The following is a 15,377-nucleotide window of genomic DNA, read 5'->3' on the forward strand; positions in this document are numbered from 1 at the left end:
ATGACCGACGAGCAGCCCCGGGTCCTCGTCGTCGGCGAGGCGCTGGTCGACGTCGTGCCCGACCGCGACGGGACGCCGCGGGACCTCCCGGGTGGCAGCCCGGCCAACGTGGCGATCGCCCTCGGCCGGCTGGGGCGCGACGTGCGGCTCGTGACGCTGCTCGGCGACGACGACCGCGGCGCCGAGGTGCGCGCCTGGCTGCGCGCGAGCGGGGTCGAGGTGCTGGCGCGGCCCACCGGCAGTGGACGGACGTCCTCGGCCGCGGTCACCCTCGACGCGAGCGGAGCCGCCTCCTACGACTTCGACCTCGACTGGAGCCTCGAGGACGTCCCGGACGAGGCGTGCGACGTGCTGCACGTGGGCTCGATCGCGACCGTGCTCGAGCCGGGCGCCCGCGCCGTGCTCGACGCCGTACGCCGCTGTCGCGGCCGCGCGCTGGTGTCGCTGGACCCCAACTCCCGCCCGGCGATCACCCCCGACCGCGCCGGCCCCGCCGCGCGCGTCGAGGAGCTCGTGGCACTGGCCGACGTGGTGAAGGTGAGCGACGAGGACCTCGGCTGGCTGCGCCCGGACGACGAGCCCCTCGCGACGGCCACCCGCTGGGCCACCCGTGGCCCCGGCCTCGTCGTGGTGACCCGCGGTGGCGCCGGGGCCGTCGCGGTGCGCCCCGGCGGCAGCGTCCTGGAGGTGCCGGGCGTGCCGGTGACCGTGGCCGACACGGTGGGCGCCGGCGACACCTTCAGCGGCGTCCTCCTCGACGCCCTGCTCGCCCTGGGCGTCGCCGGGCCCGGTGCGGCCGACGCCCTGCGCGCGTTGAGCGACCGCGACGTGCTCGGAGCCGTCACCACCGCGTCGATCGGTGCGGCCGTCAACGTCTCGCGACCGGGCGCCGACCCGCCCTGGCGCGCCGAGCTCACCGCCGCGCTGGGCGGTCCGGGATCGGGCGAGGAGTGAGCGCCGAGCAGATCCACGACATCGGCAGGCGACGGGCCTGGGTCATCTGGCTGGTCTCGCTCGCGGTCTACGTGCTGGCGGTCTTCCACCGCAGCTCGCTCGGCGTCGCGGGCATCATCGCCTCCGAGCGCTTCGACATCAGCGCGACCAGCCTGGCGTCGTTCACGGTGCTGCAGCTGGTCGTGTACGCCGGCATGCAGGTGCCGGTCGGCGTGCTGCTCGACCGCTACGGCTCGCGGACGATGCTGATCATCGGCCTGGTCCTGATGACCGCGGGGCAGTTCGCCTTCGCCGTCTCCTCGTCCTTCGCCGGGGCCGTCGCGGCGCGAGCGGTGGTCGGAGCCGGCGACGCGATGGTGTTCGTCAGCGTCATCCGGCTGGTGACGGTGTGGTTCCTCGTCCGCCAGGCCCCGATGGTCACCCAGCTCACCGGGCTGACCGGGCAGCTCGGCGCGATCGCCGCGGCCGGTCCGCTGTCGTACCTGCTGCACGAGCTCGGCTGGACCCGCGCCTTCGCCCTCACCTCGAGCGCCGGCGTCGTGCTGCTGGTCGCGGTGCTCGCCCTGGTCAAGGACTCGCCCTACCGCCGCGGCGACGTGGTGGCGATCAAGCTGCGCGCCCTCGCGCAGTCGGTGCGCACGGTGTGGGGCAACCCCGGCACCCGGCTGGGCATGTGGTCGCACTTCACCTCGCAGTTCTCGAGCACGGTGTTCGCGCTGCTGTGGGGCTACCCGTTCCTCGTCCAGGGGCTCGGCTGGTCCAGCGGCGCCGCGAGCACGCTGCTCATGGCCATGACCGCGTGGGCCGTCGTGAGCGGCCTGGTGACCGCCCGGCTCGTCGCCCGGCTGCCCTACTACCGCTCGTGGATCGTCGTCGGCGTCGTCGTCGCGATGGTCGTGCCGTGGACCGCCGTGCTGCTGTGGCCGGCCGCGGCACCTGCCTGGCTGGTGGTGGTGATGGCCTTCGCCACCGCGAGCGGCGGCCCGGCCTCCATGGTCGGTTTCGACCTCGCCCGGTCCTTCACGCCACCGCACGAGACCGGCCGCGCCAACGGGCTGGTCAACGTCGGCGGCTTCACGGCCTCGCTGCTCACCATGGCGCTGATCGGCGTGGTGCTCGACCTGTCCGCGTCGGGCGGGATGGAGTCCTACACGCTCGGCGACTTCAGGCTGGCCATGACCGTCCAGTACGCCTTCTGGGCGCTCGGCGTGGTCCAGGTGCTGCGCTACCGGCGCCGCGGGCTGGCCCACCTGGCCCGGCTGCACCCCGGCTCGGTGGAGCAGATGAGGGCAGGACGGCCGTTCGTGCACCCCGGGATCGGCACCGAGGGCGTCTAGCGTCCTTCCCCGGCCCGGACGCCTCCGGACTCAGCCGACCTCGCCGTCGCCGTCGGCGTCCAGGTCGCCCGTCGGGTCCTCCGCGGTCGGGTCCTCGAGCAGCTCGCCCCCCACGGGGTGGCCCTGCCAGGACACCATCCGCCACCCGGCGTCCGTGTCGCCCTCCAGGACGATGAGCGCGGTGTTGTGCAGCGGCTGCGTCGCGGGCGGGGCGTCCGGGTGCGGTGCCATCCGCGTCGAGACCCACGTCCGCAGGGCGGCGCCGTGGCTGACCACCAGCGCCGCGTCGTGACCGGCCTCGACGATGGTCCGCACGGCCGCGTCGTAGCGCGCGAGGAACTCCTCGCCGGTCTCACCGCCGGGCATCCGGTGGGCGAGGTCGCCCTCGAGCCACGTGGCGACCGTGCCGATGTAGCCGGAGACCGCGTCGTGGTCGCTGCGCATCTCGTAGTCGCCCGCGGAGACCTCCTCGAGCCCGTCGAGCTGCGTCGGCTCGATGCCCCGGTCCTCGGCGACGGGTGCGGCGGTCTGGTGGGTGCGCACCCGGCTGGACACGTAGATCGCGTCGAGCGGCTCCGCGGCGATCGCGCGGGCCGCCGCGGCCGCCTGGGCGCGTCCGAGGTCGGTCAGGTCGAGGCCCGGGTGGGCGGTGTCGAGCTCGCCCGCCACGTTGGCGTGCGTCTGGCCGTGGCGCATCAGCAGGAGTCGCAAGGCAGGGTCCTCAGCTCGGGGACGAGGGAGCGGGCTCGGCGCCGACGGTGGCAGCGGCGCGCCGGGGTGCGGCGTACCGTCCGAGCTGCATCACGAGGGAGAGCCTAGGGCCCCCCGCGAAGGGCGGACGGGGGTTGGCCGCCCGTTCACCCGGACGTCGGGCGCCGGTCGGGAGGCGCCCCTACCGTCCGCGACGTGGTGTCACGGGGAGTCGTCGGGAGCGTGCTCGTCCTGCTCGGGGGCCTGGTGGTGGCGACCATCCCGCCCAGCGCCGCCGTCGCGGACGTCGAGCCCCTGCAGCTGCTGCGCGGCTCGGCCGTGGGCCGCATGGCCGGCCTCGTCGTCGTGCTCGCCGGCCTCGGCATGCTCGCCTCGGCCTGGCTGCAGCTGTGCCGGGTCGCGTCCCGGGCCGACGAGGCCGCGCAGCCGGCCGTGGTCGCACGGGTGCGCACCGCGACCGTCGCGTGGGCGCTGCCGCTCCTGCTCGCGCCGCCGCTCTTCTCCCGCGACGGGTGGTCGTACGCCGCCCAGGGGACGATGGTGCACCGCGGGATCTCGCCCTACGACCACGGACCCTGGAGCCTGGTGGGTCCGCGATCGGTCCCGGGGCCGATCGTCGAGGGGGTCGACCCGCGCTGGATGGCCACGCCGACGCCCTACGGCCCGGTGCCCCTCATCGGCGGCGACCTCGCCGCGGGCCTGACCGCGGACCCGTGGCTCCTCGTGGTCGCCCACCGGATGATCGCGCTCGTCGGCCTGGTCCTGCTGGCGTGGGCGGTGCCGCGGCTGGCCCGCTGGTGCGGCGCCAACCCGGCCCTGGCGTCCGGCCTGGTGCTCGCCTCGCCGCTGATGGTGTCCAACGGCGTGGCCGGGCTGCACAACGACCTGCTCATGGTCGGCTTGATGGCCGCCGCGGTCGTCGTCGCACACGAGCACGGGTGGGTGGCAGGTGCGGTCCTGGGCGGGCTCGCCGCAGGGGTGAAGCTGCCGGGCGGCCTGGCGTGCGTCGCGGTCGTGCTGCTCACCGCTCCCGCGGCCGCCCCGGCGGTCGTCCGGCTGCGCCACACCGCGCGCGTCGGAGCGGTCGCCGTCGCTGCGCTGGTCCTCCCCGGCCTGGTGTGGGGGCTCGGCGTCGGGTGGTTCGGTGCCCTGGCCGTGCCGGCCACCGTCGACACGCCCCTGTCGCTGCCGACGCTGCTGGGCGGCTGGCTCGATCTGGTCGCCCAGCTCCTGGACGCCGACACGCCGGACGACACGTTCCTCGGACTGGTCCGGCTGCTCGCGCAGGTCGCCGCGCTGGGCGTCGTGGCCCGGGTGCTGGCGACGTACGCCACCCGCGACCGGCGCCAGGCGGTGCGCGCCCTCGCGGTGGTGATGGTCGCCGTCGTGGCGCTCAGCCCGGTGGTCCACCTCTGGTACTTCCTCTGGGCGGTCCCGTTCGTCGCCGTCCAGCGGCTCGGGCGGGGAGCGATGGTGGCGCTGGTGGCGGTGTCGCTGGTGTCGGGTCTCGTGGCGCCGATGGACTCCTCCCTGCACGGCGCCTACCTGGCGATCGTCATCGGCTCCCTGGTCGTCGCGGCCGTGGCGGTGCTGCTGCTGGTCACCCGACGCGCGCGCGAGCGGCTCTCCGGCATCGCCACCGAGGCGTGGACCTCCAGCATCGACCCGACGGTCGCCGACCACGGGTAGCGCTCGGCGCGCGCACGGGCGGCCGCGCGCCGGCTGGGCGCCGGACGGGCCGCCACCTCGAGCACGGCGTCCGCGAGCGCGCGCGGGTCCGGGGAGCCCCAGGCCCCGGAGGTCTCGTCGACGAGCTCGCGCGCACCGCCGCGGTCGGCGGTCACGACAGGGGTGCCCGACGCGAGCGCCTCGAGGACCGAGAGCCCGAACGTCTCGCCCGGGCACACGCTCAGCGCGACGTCGGCGTGCGCCAGCGCGCGGCTGAGCCGGGCGGGGGAGTCGACGTACCCCCGGAAGCGCACCGGCGCGTCACCGGCGATGTCGACGAGCTCGGCCCGGTGGGGGCCGACCCCGTAGACGTCCAGGCGCACGGGCAGGCCGCGGCGGTGCAGCTCCACGGCGGTGGCGACGGCCAGGTGCGGGCTCTTTTCCCGCGAGAGCCGGCCGGCGTGGACCAGCCGGAGCACGTCGACCGGTCCGCGGGCGTGCGGCCGGAACGTGTCGAGGTCGACGCCGAGGGGGACGCGCAGCACCGGGCAGCCGGCGGCGTCCGCGACGTGCTGGAACTCCCGGCGAGCGTACTCGGAGGTGACCACCACCGTGTCGACGCTGCGCACGAGCAGCCGGTTCAGGAGGGCGACCGACACCTTGGAGGTCGCGTCGAGGCCGGTGCGGAGCGCGAGCATGTCGTCGAGCCGCTCGTGCGAGAGGAGGACCGAGCCGACGCCGCTGCGCCGGGCCCACCGCGCGACCGGCAGCAGGGTGAGCTTGTCGCTGAGCTCGACGGAGGTCGGGCCCCACTCCTCCAGCACCTCCGTCACCCGCCAGGGCTCCACGATCAGCCGGTAGCCGCCGCCGACGCGCGGTGCCCGGAGCTGGACGACGTCACCGGCCGCGGTGGAGGTGCGGGCGTCCTCGGGCCCGGGGACGACGAGCAGGCGCCGGCACCCGGCGTCCACGTAGCCGGGGCCGAGGGCGCGCAGCGCCGTGCGCATCCCTCCCGACGCGGGGCCGACGAAGTTGGCGAGCTGGGCGATGCGCATGGGCGCAGGCTGGCGCAGGCAGGTGAACGGACGCCGACGCCGACCCGGCCGTCAGCGGGCCGGGAGGATGCGTCCGGTGACCTCGCCGAGCGAGATCCGGCCCCCGCCCGTGCCGGGCGCGGTGTAGCGCAGCGTCACCTCGTCGCCGTCCTCGAGGAAGGTCCGCTCGCGGCCGGCCGCGGTGAACGGCTCCGTGCCGCCCCAGCACAGCTCGAGCAGCGAGCCTCGCTGGTGGCGCTCGGGGCCCGACACGGTGCCGGAGCCCCACAGGTCGCCCGTGCGCACGCTCGCGCCGTTGACCGTGGTGTGCGCCAGCATCTGGGCGGGCGACCAGTACATCGTGCGGTAGGGCGGGCGGGCGACGACCTCGCCGTCGAGCACCACCTCCACCTCGATGTCCAGACCGGCCGGCTCCTCGACGCGCAGGTAGTCGAGCACCGGCGGTTCGTCCTGGCCGGGCAGGTCCGTCCAGGCGGCGTCGAGCGCGGCGAGCGGCGTCACCCACGCGCTGACGGAGGTCGCGAAGGACTTGCCGAGGAACGGGCCGAGGGGGACGTACTCCCAGGCCTGCAGGTCGCGTGCCGACCAGTCGTTGAGGCCGACGACCCCGAACGTGTGGCGGGCGAAGTCGGCGGTCGTGACCCGCTCGCCCATCGCCGACGGCACGCCGACGACGAAGCCCAGCTCGGCCTCGATGTCGAGTCGCCGCGACGGGCCGTAGGTGGGGAGCTCGTCCGTCGGCGCCTTGCGCTGGCCGCAGGGCCGCACCACGTCGGTCCCGGAGACCACGACCGTGCCGGAGCGCCCGTGGTAGCCCACGGGGAGGTTCTTCCAGTTGGGCAGCAGCGGCTCCTGGTCGGGCCGGAACATCCGCCCGACGTTGGCGGCGTGGTGCTCGGAGGCGTAGAAGTCCACGTAGTCGCCGACGGCGAACGGCAGCAGCATCGTCACCGAGTCCACCGGGGCGAGGGCGGGCTCGACGAGGTCCCGCTCGGCCTCCGTCGTGAGCAGTGCGGTGATCCAGGCACGCGTCGAGGCCCACACCTCGGGGCCGGCGGCCATGAAGGGGTTGAGCGAGGGCTGGTCGAAGAGGGCGTGGGTGTCCACCATCTCGGCGGCGGCCACCACGCTGAGGTCGAGCACCTGGTCGCCGATGCGCACCGCCACCCGCGGCCGCTCGCCGTCGCGGGCGACGACGCCGTAGGGCAGGTGGTCGACGTCGAAGCCCGAGCCCGTCGCTCCCTCGACCCACGTCGTGGCGGGACGCTGCGGCGGGGTCATGGCTGCTCCGTGGGGTGCTGGGTGGGGGGCGCGAGGAGGCCGAGGGCGAGCAGGTCCTCCAGCGGTGCGGTGACCGAGCACGACCCGAAGGAGGTGAACCAGCGCCGCGCGGCGGCGACGTCGGTGGCGGCGAGGGCCGCGCCGTCGCGCACCTCGAGCACGGCGGCCGCGTCGTCGACGGACCCGCCGTCCCAGAGGACCTGCGTCGCGGCGAGCACGTTGAGGAACCCGTGCGCGCCACCGCCCTCGGGGTCGTGGCGGACGGCCCGGTGCAGCCCGGCGGTGGCCTTGAAGCGCGTCTCGCGGTCGAGCGCCGCGTCGATCCAGGCCGCGACGGTGGCGGGGGAGGGGACCAGGTCGTGGTCGACGTTGCCCAGCCTGAGCTTGAGGCGGTGGCCGCAGGCGGCGACCTCGTCGACGGCCGCGAGCCAGGCCGCCGTGACCGGGCCGGGCACCTCGAAGAAGAGGGGTACGTCGACCTCGGCGGCACGGGCGGCGGCGTCGATGCGCCGCACGTTGCCGACCGGGTCGTCGGCGTCGCGCACCGCGGCCTCGATGCCGGCGACCCGGAGGCCCTTGCGCGCCGCGAGCGCCGCGACCCCGGCGACGGCGCCGGCGCCGCTCGTGAGCACCACGGAGACGGGGACGTCCGCAGGGACGGAGGCGAGGTGGGTGTCGGTGACCACGAACGAGCCGACCAGGCCGGAGTGCCACTCCGCGGCGCGGTCGGCGTAGGTCGCGAGCGCGACGCCGAGGTCGGCGTCGCCCGGCGGGAAGGTCGCGGCGTCGTCGACCAGACCACGCCAGGCGTCGGGGAAGGGAGGTGCGGGATCAGGGGCCACGGCGCTACTCTAACCACCAGATAGCGGACGCATACGTTCGATAATCGGAGGATTGCGATGGCCCACTACCGAGCACTCGGCCGCCTGCCGCGCCAGCGCCACACGCAGCTGCGAGACGACAACGGCCACCTCTTCCGCGAGGAGCTGATGGGTGAGGAGGGCTTCTCGTCCGACTCCTCGCTGCTCTACCACCGCGGTGTGCCCAGCGCGATCACCGACAGCCGGGTGTGGGAGCTGGGCGACCAGTCACGCACCCCGAACCACCCGCTCAAGCCGCGGCACCTCCGGCTGCACGACCTCGAGACCGGCGGCTGCCCGGTCGAGGGACGCCGCCTCGTCCTCGGCAACAACGACGTCCGCATCGCCTACGTCGTCACCGGCACCGAGCCCTCGCCGCTCTACCGCAACGCCATCGGCGACGAGTGCGTCTTCGTCGAGTCCGGCACCGGCACCGTCGAGACGGTCTTCGGTGTCGTGCCCTACCGCCCCGGCGACTACGTCGTCGTCCCCCGCGCGACCGACCACCGCTGGGTGCCGGCCGAGCCGTCCCGGCTCTACGCCATCGAGGCCAACAGCCACATCCACCCGCCCAAGCGCTACCTCTCGCGCTTCGGGCAGTTCCTGGAGCACGCGCCCTACTGCGAGCGCGACCTCCACGGGCCGACCGAGACGTTCGAGGTGGAGGGCACCGACGTCGAGGTGCTGGTCAAGCACCGCACCAGTGCCGGCATCGTCGGCACCCGCCTGACCTACGCCACCCACCCGTTCGACGTGGTCGGCTGGGACGGCTGCCTCTATCCCTACACGTTCAACGTCGAGGACTTCATGCCGATCACCGGCAAGGTCCACCAGCCGCCGCCGGTGCACCAGGTGTTCGAGGGCTGGAACTTCGTGGTGTGCAACTTCCTGCCGCGCAAGGTCGACTACCACGAGCTCGCGATCCCGGTGCCCTACTACCACTCGAACGTCGACTCCGACGAGGTCATGTTCTACGTCGGCGGCGACTACGAGGCGCGCAAGGGCTCCGGCATCGGCATCGGGTCGATCAGCCTCCATCCCGGCGGTCACGCCCACGGCCCGCAGCCCAGCGCCATCGAGGCCAGCCTCGGCGTGCAGTACTTCGCGGAGTCGGCCGTCATGGTCGACACGTTCGCCCCGCTCGAGCTCGGGGAGGGCGGCCTGGCCGCGGAGGACCCGGCGTACGCCTGGACGTGGGCCGGCCGCGGTCCCGACGCGGCCGACGGCGACGGCGGGCCCGCGGTCTACAGCAACACCTGACGCCGCGGGGCCGCCGCCGCAGCGGGGGACTAGATTCGCTCCGGTGCCCATCGATCCCGCCCGGTCCACCGCCGCAGGCGGGACGACGCCGAGGACGCCGAGGAGGCTGGGAACGCTGGGGACGCGCAGGTCGCGGGCGCTGATCCCGGTCGTACTCGCGATGCTGTCGATGATAGGCCCCTTCAGCATCGACACCCCCTTCCCCGCGTTCCCGCAGATGGGCGTGCAGCTCGACGTCTCGTCCGGCGAGCTCCAGCTCGTGGTGACGGCCTACATGCTGGCCTTCGCAGCGATGAGCGTCTTCCACGGGCCGCTGTCCGACGCGGTCGGTCGCCGACCGGTCATCGTCGGCTCGCTGCTGGTCTACGCGGTCGCGTCCGCGGCCTGCGCCTTCGCGCCGACGCTGGAGTGGCTGCTGGTGGGGCGGGTCGTGCAGGGCCTGGCCGCCGGCGGCTCGACGATCGTGAGCCGCACCGTCGTCCGCGACCTGTTCGAGGGCCCCGAGGCGCAGCGGATGATGAGCCAGGTGTCCGTCATCTTCGGGGTGGCGCCGGCCGTCGCCCCCGTCGTCGGGGGCCTGCTCGTGCAGGTGGGCCCGTGGCAGACGGTCTTCTGGTTCATGGCCGGCCTGGCGCTGGTGCTGGTCGCCGCCTCGGTGGCGCTCCTGCCCGAGAGCCACCCGCCCGAGCGCCGCGTCCCGCTCCGGGTGGGCGAGATCGTCCGCGGCCTGGGCGCCGTCGTCGCCGTACCGGCCTTCCACCGGATGGCGTGGGCGGGCACCCTCGTGTTCGGCGCCCAGTTCCTCTACATCGGCGGCGCGTCCATCTTCATGGTCGACGTGCTGGGCCAGGGTGAGCTCGACTTCTGGAAGCTGTTCGTCCCCATGATCGGCGCGATGGTCGTCGGTTCGGTGGTGAGCGGTCGCTACGGACGGCTGGTCAGCAGCTCCCACCTCGTCTCCACCGGGTACGCCGTCAGCGCCGCCGGTGCCGTGCTCGGGGTCGGCGTCGCGCTGACGCCCCTCGGCGAGGTCATGCCGTGGGCCGTCGCCGGGGTCGCCCTGATCGCCTTCGGCAACGGGCTGGCCTACCCCAACATCCAGCTGCTGATGCTCGACCTCGTGCCGACCCGCCGCGGTGCGGTCGTGTCGGCGGCGGCCTCCATCACCCTCGTGTTCAACGCCGTCAGCGCTGCCGTCCTGGCCCCGTACGCCGGCCGGTCGGTGCTCGGCTTCGCGCTCACCGCCGCGACCTGCGTGCTCCTCGGCTGGGGCTGCTGGCGCTGGCACCAGCGGGCCGCGAGGGTCCTGTCCGCCTGAGGCTCAGGACGTCCAGGCCCGCCAGAGCGCGGCGTACTCCCCGTCCAGGTCGAGCAGCTCGTCGTGGCTGCCGAGCTCCACGATCCGCCCGTCGAGCACCACCGCGATGCGGTCGGCGTCGTGCGCGGTGTGCAGGCGGTGGGCGATCGCGACGACGGTGCGACCCTCGAGCAGGCTGTTCATCGACCCCTCGAGCGTCCGTGCGGTGCGCGGGTCGATGAGGGAGGTGGCCTCGTCGAGCACGAGGGTGTGCGGGTCGGCGATGATCAGCCGCGCGAGCGCGACCTGCTGGGCCTGGGCGGGCGTCAGCGCGTGACGGCCGGACCCGATCGTGGTGTCGAGCCCCTCGGGCAGCCGCTCCACCCACGCGAGCGCGCCGACGGCCCGCAGGGCGGCGCGGACGTCGTCGTCGGAGGAGTCCTCCCGCGCCAGAACGACGTTGTCGCGCACGGTGCCGATGAAGACGTGGTGCTCCTGGGTCACCAGCGCCACCTCGGTGCGCAGCACCTCGAGGGGCAGGTCGACGAGGTCGACGCCACCGACGCGGGCCGACCCGGTGCGCGGACGGTTGATGCCCGCGAGGAGCCGGCCGAGCGTGGACTTGCCCGACCCGCTCGGGCCGACCACGGCCAGCCGCTCGCCCGTGCGCAGGCGCAGGTCGACTCCGTGCAGCACGTCGTGGCCCTCGCGGTAGGCGAAGCGCAGGTCCTCGCCCACCAGCTCGACGCCGTCGGGCAGCCGGTCACCGGGCTCGCGGTCGGGCGGGACCTCGGCGATGCCGAGCAGCCGGCTCGTCGAGGCCGCCCCGACCTGGAGGCGGTCGACCTCGCCGATCACGGCGTCGAGCGGCTCGCTCAGGGCGACGACGTAGAGCATCGCGGCGGTGATCTGGCCGAGGTCCACCCAGCCGCGGCTGTAGCCGTAGGCGCCCACGACCAGGGTGACGACCTGGGGCACCTGGAAGGCGCCGTTGAGGGCCGCGAACAGCACGTTGCGCAGCGTCATGCCGTAGCGCTCGGCCTGCGCGGACACCTCGATGTCGTCGCCACCGGCCCGCACCCGTGCGGCGGAGAGGCCGAGGGCCTCGACCGTGCGCGCCCCCTCGACGGTCTCGGTGAGGGTGGTGTTGATCCGGGAGTACGTCGCGCCCTCGGTGATGTACGCCTTGGGTGCTCGCCTGAGGTACGTGCGCACCGCGGGGGTGCAAAGGGCGAACACCAGCAGTGCCGGCACGGCGAGCACCAGCGAGTTGAGCAGCATGGCCACCACGGACAGCACGACCGTCAGCAGCGAGATCAGCAGGCGGGGCACACCCCACTGGACGGAGCGGGCCATCGTGCCGACGTCGCGGGTGACGCGCGTGACGAGGTCGCCGGTGCTCGCGCCCTCCACCCGGCCCACCGGGAGCCGGAGGATCGTGCCCACGACGTACTCGCGGGCCGAGGCGAGGAGGTCCTGGCCGAAGTGCGTGGAGGTGCGCTGGGCCCCGAAGGTGAACAGGGCCTGGAGGACGACGACGCCGACGACCGTCAGCGCGAGGGCGTCGAGCCCGTCGACGGCGGTGCCCTGCGACTCGACCCGGTTGACCAGCGCGCCGAGGAGGCGGGGCACCACGAGCGCCGAGCCGGCCGCGAGGGCGTTGAGGAGCACGAGCAGGGCGAAGGAGCGCCGGCGCCGGCGCACGAGGTCGCCGAAGAAGTGGAGCACGGCCCGGTTGCCCGACACCGGCCAGCCGCGCACCGGGTTGCGCGAGGCCGCGTAGACCTCCTCCGCGCGCTGTCGGCGCAGTGCGTGCCGGTGCCACAGGGCGCGGCGGCGCTCGCGCAGGCTCGCGTGCTCGGGCGGGCGCAGCACGTCGGGCACGGCGGGCGCGTCCTGCGAGCGGTCCCGCCAGGTCTGCGCCGAGGTGGCCAGGAGGTCCGGGCCCGAGCCGGTCACCGGACGACCTCCTCGTCGTCGAGCGCGCGGGCCACGACCCGTCGGTAGTCGTCGTCGGAGACCAGCAGGTCGGCGTGGCGGCCCTCGGCGACGACGGTGCCCTCGTGGAGCAGCACGACGTGCTCGGCGTGGTGCAGCCAGAGCGGCGAGACGGTCGTGACGACCGTGGTGCGGCCCCGGCGCGCGTCGGCGACGCGCTCGGCGATCCGTGCCTCCGTGTGGGCGTCGACCGCCGACGTCGGCTCCACGAGCACCAGCACCGGCGGGTCCGCGGCGACCGCGCGGGCGAGGACGACGCGCTGGCGCTGGCCGCCCGACAGGCCGCGACCGCGCTCGTCGAGCTGGCCCTGCCAGCCCTCCGGCAGCGCGTCGTAGACGTCCTCGGCGCTGGCGACCCGCAGCGCGTGCTCCGCCTGCTCGCGGGTGAGCCGGCCGTGGGGGTCGACGGCGTCCTGGAGCGTGCCGGCGAACAGCTGGCTGCCGGTGTCGCTCACCAGCACCTGGCGGCGTACGTCGTCGAGGCGGGCGCGCGACAGGTCGACCCCACCGAGGGTGACGCCCCACTCGCGACCGGCCCGCTCCTCGTCGCGCGCGGCGATGCGGGCGCGCTCCTGCGCACGGGCGGCACGGGCGCGCCGTGCTGCCCGGCCCCTGACGCCGTCGTCCTCGGCCGCGGGGACGGGCTCGGTGTCGTCGGGGAGGTAGCGGCCCAGGCGGTCGGCCAGCGCCGCGCTCTGCTCCGGCACGGCGCTCACGACGACCGTGAGCAGGCCGGGCCGCACGGTGAGGCCACTGGCCGCGTCGTGCAGGGCGCCGGCGCCGTCCAGCGCGACGGGGTCGGCCGGGTCGCGCCACGGCGGCCGCTGCTCGAAGATGGCGATGGCCTTGCGGGCACTGACCAGCGAGCGGACGCCCTTCTGCGCGAACTCGAAGAACGTCCGGATCGGCCCCACCATGAACAGGCCGTAGCCCAGGAAGGTGATGAGCTCGCCGACGGTCAGGGCGCCGGCCTGGACCTGCCTGGTGCCGAGCCAGACGAGGGAGACCAGGAAGATGCCGGACAGGAGCACGCCGACGGCCTCGACCGCCGCCTGCCAGATGCCGGCGCCGACCCCGGCCTGCTTGGCCGACTGCGACTGGCGGGCGTAGTTGGCGCCGAAGGTCTGCTCGCCGCCGATGCCGCGCAGGATGCGCAGGCCCGCCACGATGTCGGTGGCCAGGGAGGTGAGGTCCGACGTGCGCGAGCGCTCGACCTGCTGGCGGCGGTGCAGCGGGCGCAGCAGCGGCAGCGCCGCCCCGACCAGCACCGGCGCCGCGACCAGCGTGAGCAGGCCGAGCTCCCACGACATCGTCAGGACGATGACGGCCACGGTGAGGTACGACGCGAGCTGGCCGAGCGTGCGGGAGAGGATCTCGGTGAGCGCACCGAACTCGTCGGAGTCGCTCGAGGCCACGCTGAGCACCTCGCCGGTGGGGGAGCGGCGGGGCAGCACGTGCCCCATCTGGGCCACCTTGCGGGTCACCATCTCGAGCGTGCCGTAGAGGCCGACCAACCAGCTGCGCACGACGAGGGTGTGCGACACGATGCCGAAGACCGCGCCCACCGCGACCACGCCGAGCAGCAGCGACGCCCATCCGAGCAGGGCCGCCTCCGAGCCGCCGACGATGCCCTCGTCCACCGCGTTGCCGAAGATCCACGGTCCGAGGGTCATCGGGAGGAACCACAGCGCGTAGCACAGCGACGACAGGGCGACCAGGGCCTTCTGCTGTCCGAGGACCCAGCGGAGGAACGCCGCGGGCGACCGGGTGTCGGGGTCCGGGCTGGGGGCGTCGTCGCTCCCGGTGAAGAACGTCGCGATCCGGGGTGGGAAGTCCTGCATGTCGTGGGAGACCTTAGGCGTCGCCGCCCAGCGGGCCGGCTCCGCGCGGGCGGTGAGGTGTGTCACGTAGACCAAAGTCGGCAGTCCTCTCACTCCCTGCCACTCCCTCCCGCTCGTCCACCCCTGCGGGTACCGTGGCGGTCGATGACCGACGTCGAGGTGATGACTCCCCGCGAGGTCCCGCTCGGGGGCCCCCGGGCCATGCGCGTACGACGGACGCTCCCGCAGCGGCACCGCTCGCTGATCGGCGCCTGGTGCTTCGTCGACCACTACGGACCCGACGACGTCGACGAGACCGGCGGCATGGTCCTGCCGGCGCATCCGCACACCGGGTTGCAGACCGCCAGCTGGCTCTTCGACGGCGCCCTGGAGCACCGCGACTCCGTCGGCAGCCTGGCGACCGTGCGTCCCGGCGAGCTCAACTTGATGACCGCCGGCCGGGGCATCAGCCACACCGAGGTCTCCACGCCGGGCACCACGACGCTCCACGGCGCCCAGCTGTGGATCGCCCTGCCCGAGGACAGCCGCCACGTCGAGCCGCGGTTCGAGCACTTCGCCCCCCGGCCGGTGCGGGGTCCGGGGTGGGAGGCGCGGGTGTTCATCGGCTCGCTCCTCGGCGCGAGCTCGCCGGTGGTGACCCACACCCCGCTGCTCGGCGTCGAGCTCATGCTCGCGACCGGCAAGAGCCTCGACGTCGACGTCGACGAGACCTTCGAGCACGGGGTGCTGCTCGACGTCGGCGCGGTCGACGTCGACGGCCAGGACCTGCGGCCCGGCGACCTGGCCTACGTCCCGACCGGCCGCGGCTCGCTCACCGTCACCGCGCACGAGGAGGCGCGCCTGCTGCTGCTCGGCGGGCCCCCGTTCGGCGAGGCGATCGTCATGTGGTGGAACTTCATCGGTCGCAGCCACGACGAGGTCGCCGGCTACCGCCGCGAGTGGCAGGACCAGGTCACCGCCGGCGGGGAGGTCGTCGCGGACGGCCGCCAGGTCGCCCCCGGCCGGTTCGGCACGGTCGACCTCGACCTGCAGCCGATCCCCGCGCCGCCGCTGCCCAACGTCCGCCTCAAGGAGCGGCACTGACGGGCGCCGGGCCCGTCGTGGGGCCCGACGGC

General features: G+C 74.6%; 11 protein-coding genes and 1 pseudogene. 6 read left to right on the top strand and 6 right to left on the bottom strand.

Features of this window, described 5'->3' with window-relative positions:
• The gene (locus J3P32_RS10970) at positions 1–954 is read left to right on the top strand and encodes a carbohydrate kinase family protein (protein WP_210439793.1); all 954 of its coding nucleotides are present in this window, start codon (positions 1–3) and stop codon (positions 952–954) included.
• Entirely contained in the window at positions 951–2,291 is a 1,341-nt protein-coding gene (locus J3P32_RS10975; protein WP_307861664.1) for an MFS transporter, read from the top strand. Before J3P32_RS10970 ends, J3P32_RS10975 begins: the two co-directional genes overlap by 4 nt.
• A gap of 30 nt (positions 2,292–2,321) precedes the next feature.
• On the opposite strand, the gene J3P32_RS10980 is transcribed toward J3P32_RS10975, so the two are convergent.
• On the bottom strand, positions 2,322–3,002 hold the full coding sequence (locus tag J3P32_RS10980; RefSeq protein WP_210439794.1) for a histidine phosphatase family protein: 681 nt from the start codon (positions 3,000–3,002) through the stop codon (positions 2,322–2,324).
• A 249-nt stretch (positions 3,003–3,251) separates the two neighbouring features.
• Between J3P32_RS10980 and mptB the strand changes: the two are divergent.
• Positions 3,252–4,559: pseudogene (gene mptB / locus J3P32_RS17855) on the top strand (polyprenol phosphomannose-dependent alpha 1,6 mannosyltransferase MptB); the annotation flags it as partial.
• Here mptB and J3P32_RS10985 read toward each other — a convergent pair.
• From J3P32_RS10985 to J3P32_RS10995, 3 genes are read right to left on the bottom strand one after another with little or no spacing between them, the layout of a single operon-like run.
• Positions 4,544–5,725 (bottom strand): glycosyltransferase, encoded by a 1,182-nt coding sequence (locus tag J3P32_RS10985; protein ID WP_210439795.1) that lies wholly within the window; start codon positions 5,723–5,725, stop codon positions 4,544–4,546. The pseudogene mptB and the gene J3P32_RS10985 sit on opposite strands and share 16 nt — an antisense overlap.
• A gap of 51 nt (positions 5,726–5,776) precedes the next feature.
• Positions 5,777–7,006, bottom strand: coding sequence for a fumarylacetoacetase (gene fahA, locus J3P32_RS10990; protein WP_210439796.1), 1,230 nt, complete (start codon positions 7,004–7,006; stop codon positions 5,777–5,779).
• On the bottom strand, positions 7,003–7,848 hold the full coding sequence (locus J3P32_RS10995) for a hypothetical protein (protein WP_210439797.1): 846 nt from the start codon (positions 7,846–7,848) through the stop codon (positions 7,003–7,005). The genes fahA and J3P32_RS10995 overlap by 4 nt, the downstream gene beginning before the upstream one ends.
• A gap of 57 nt (positions 7,849–7,905) precedes the next feature.
• Between J3P32_RS10995 and J3P32_RS11000 the strand changes: the two genes are divergently transcribed.
• Both J3P32_RS11000 and J3P32_RS11005 read left to right on the top strand, forming a co-directional pair.
• A complete protein-coding gene (locus J3P32_RS11000) occupies positions 7,906–9,126 on the top strand; it encodes a homogentisate 1,2-dioxygenase (RefSeq protein WP_210439798.1) in 1,221 nt (406 codons plus the stop codon).
• 43 nt (positions 9,127–9,169) lie between these two features.
• Positions 9,170–10,444 (top strand): multidrug effflux MFS transporter, encoded by a 1,275-nt coding sequence (locus J3P32_RS11005; RefSeq protein WP_210439799.1) that lies wholly within the window; start codon positions 9,170–9,172, stop codon positions 10,442–10,444.
• Positions 10,445–10,447: 3 nt separating this feature from the next.
• Here the strand turns inward: J3P32_RS11005 and J3P32_RS11010 are convergent, their stop codons facing one another.
• Positions 10,448–12,382 (bottom strand): ABC transporter ATP-binding protein, encoded by a 1,935-nt coding sequence (locus J3P32_RS11010; RefSeq protein ID WP_307861665.1) that lies wholly within the window; start codon positions 12,380–12,382, stop codon positions 10,448–10,450.
• A complete protein-coding gene (locus J3P32_RS11015; protein WP_307861666.1) occupies positions 12,379–14,328 on the bottom strand; it encodes an ABC transporter ATP-binding protein in 1,950 nt (649 codons plus the stop codon). Before J3P32_RS11015 ends, J3P32_RS11010 begins: the two co-directional genes overlap by 4 nt.
• A gap of 78 nt (positions 14,329–14,406) precedes the next feature.
• Between J3P32_RS11015 and J3P32_RS11020 the strand changes: the two genes are divergently transcribed.
• A complete protein-coding gene (locus J3P32_RS11020; RefSeq protein ID WP_210439800.1) occupies positions 14,407–15,345 on the top strand; it encodes a pirin family protein in 939 nt (312 codons plus the stop codon).
• Positions 15,346–15,377: the final 32 nt, after the last annotated feature.

Source organism: Nocardioides xinjiangensis, assembly GCF_017916385.1.
GTDB lineage: Bacteria > Actinomycetota > Actinomycetes > Propionibacteriales > Nocardioidaceae > Nocardioides > Nocardioides xinjiangensis.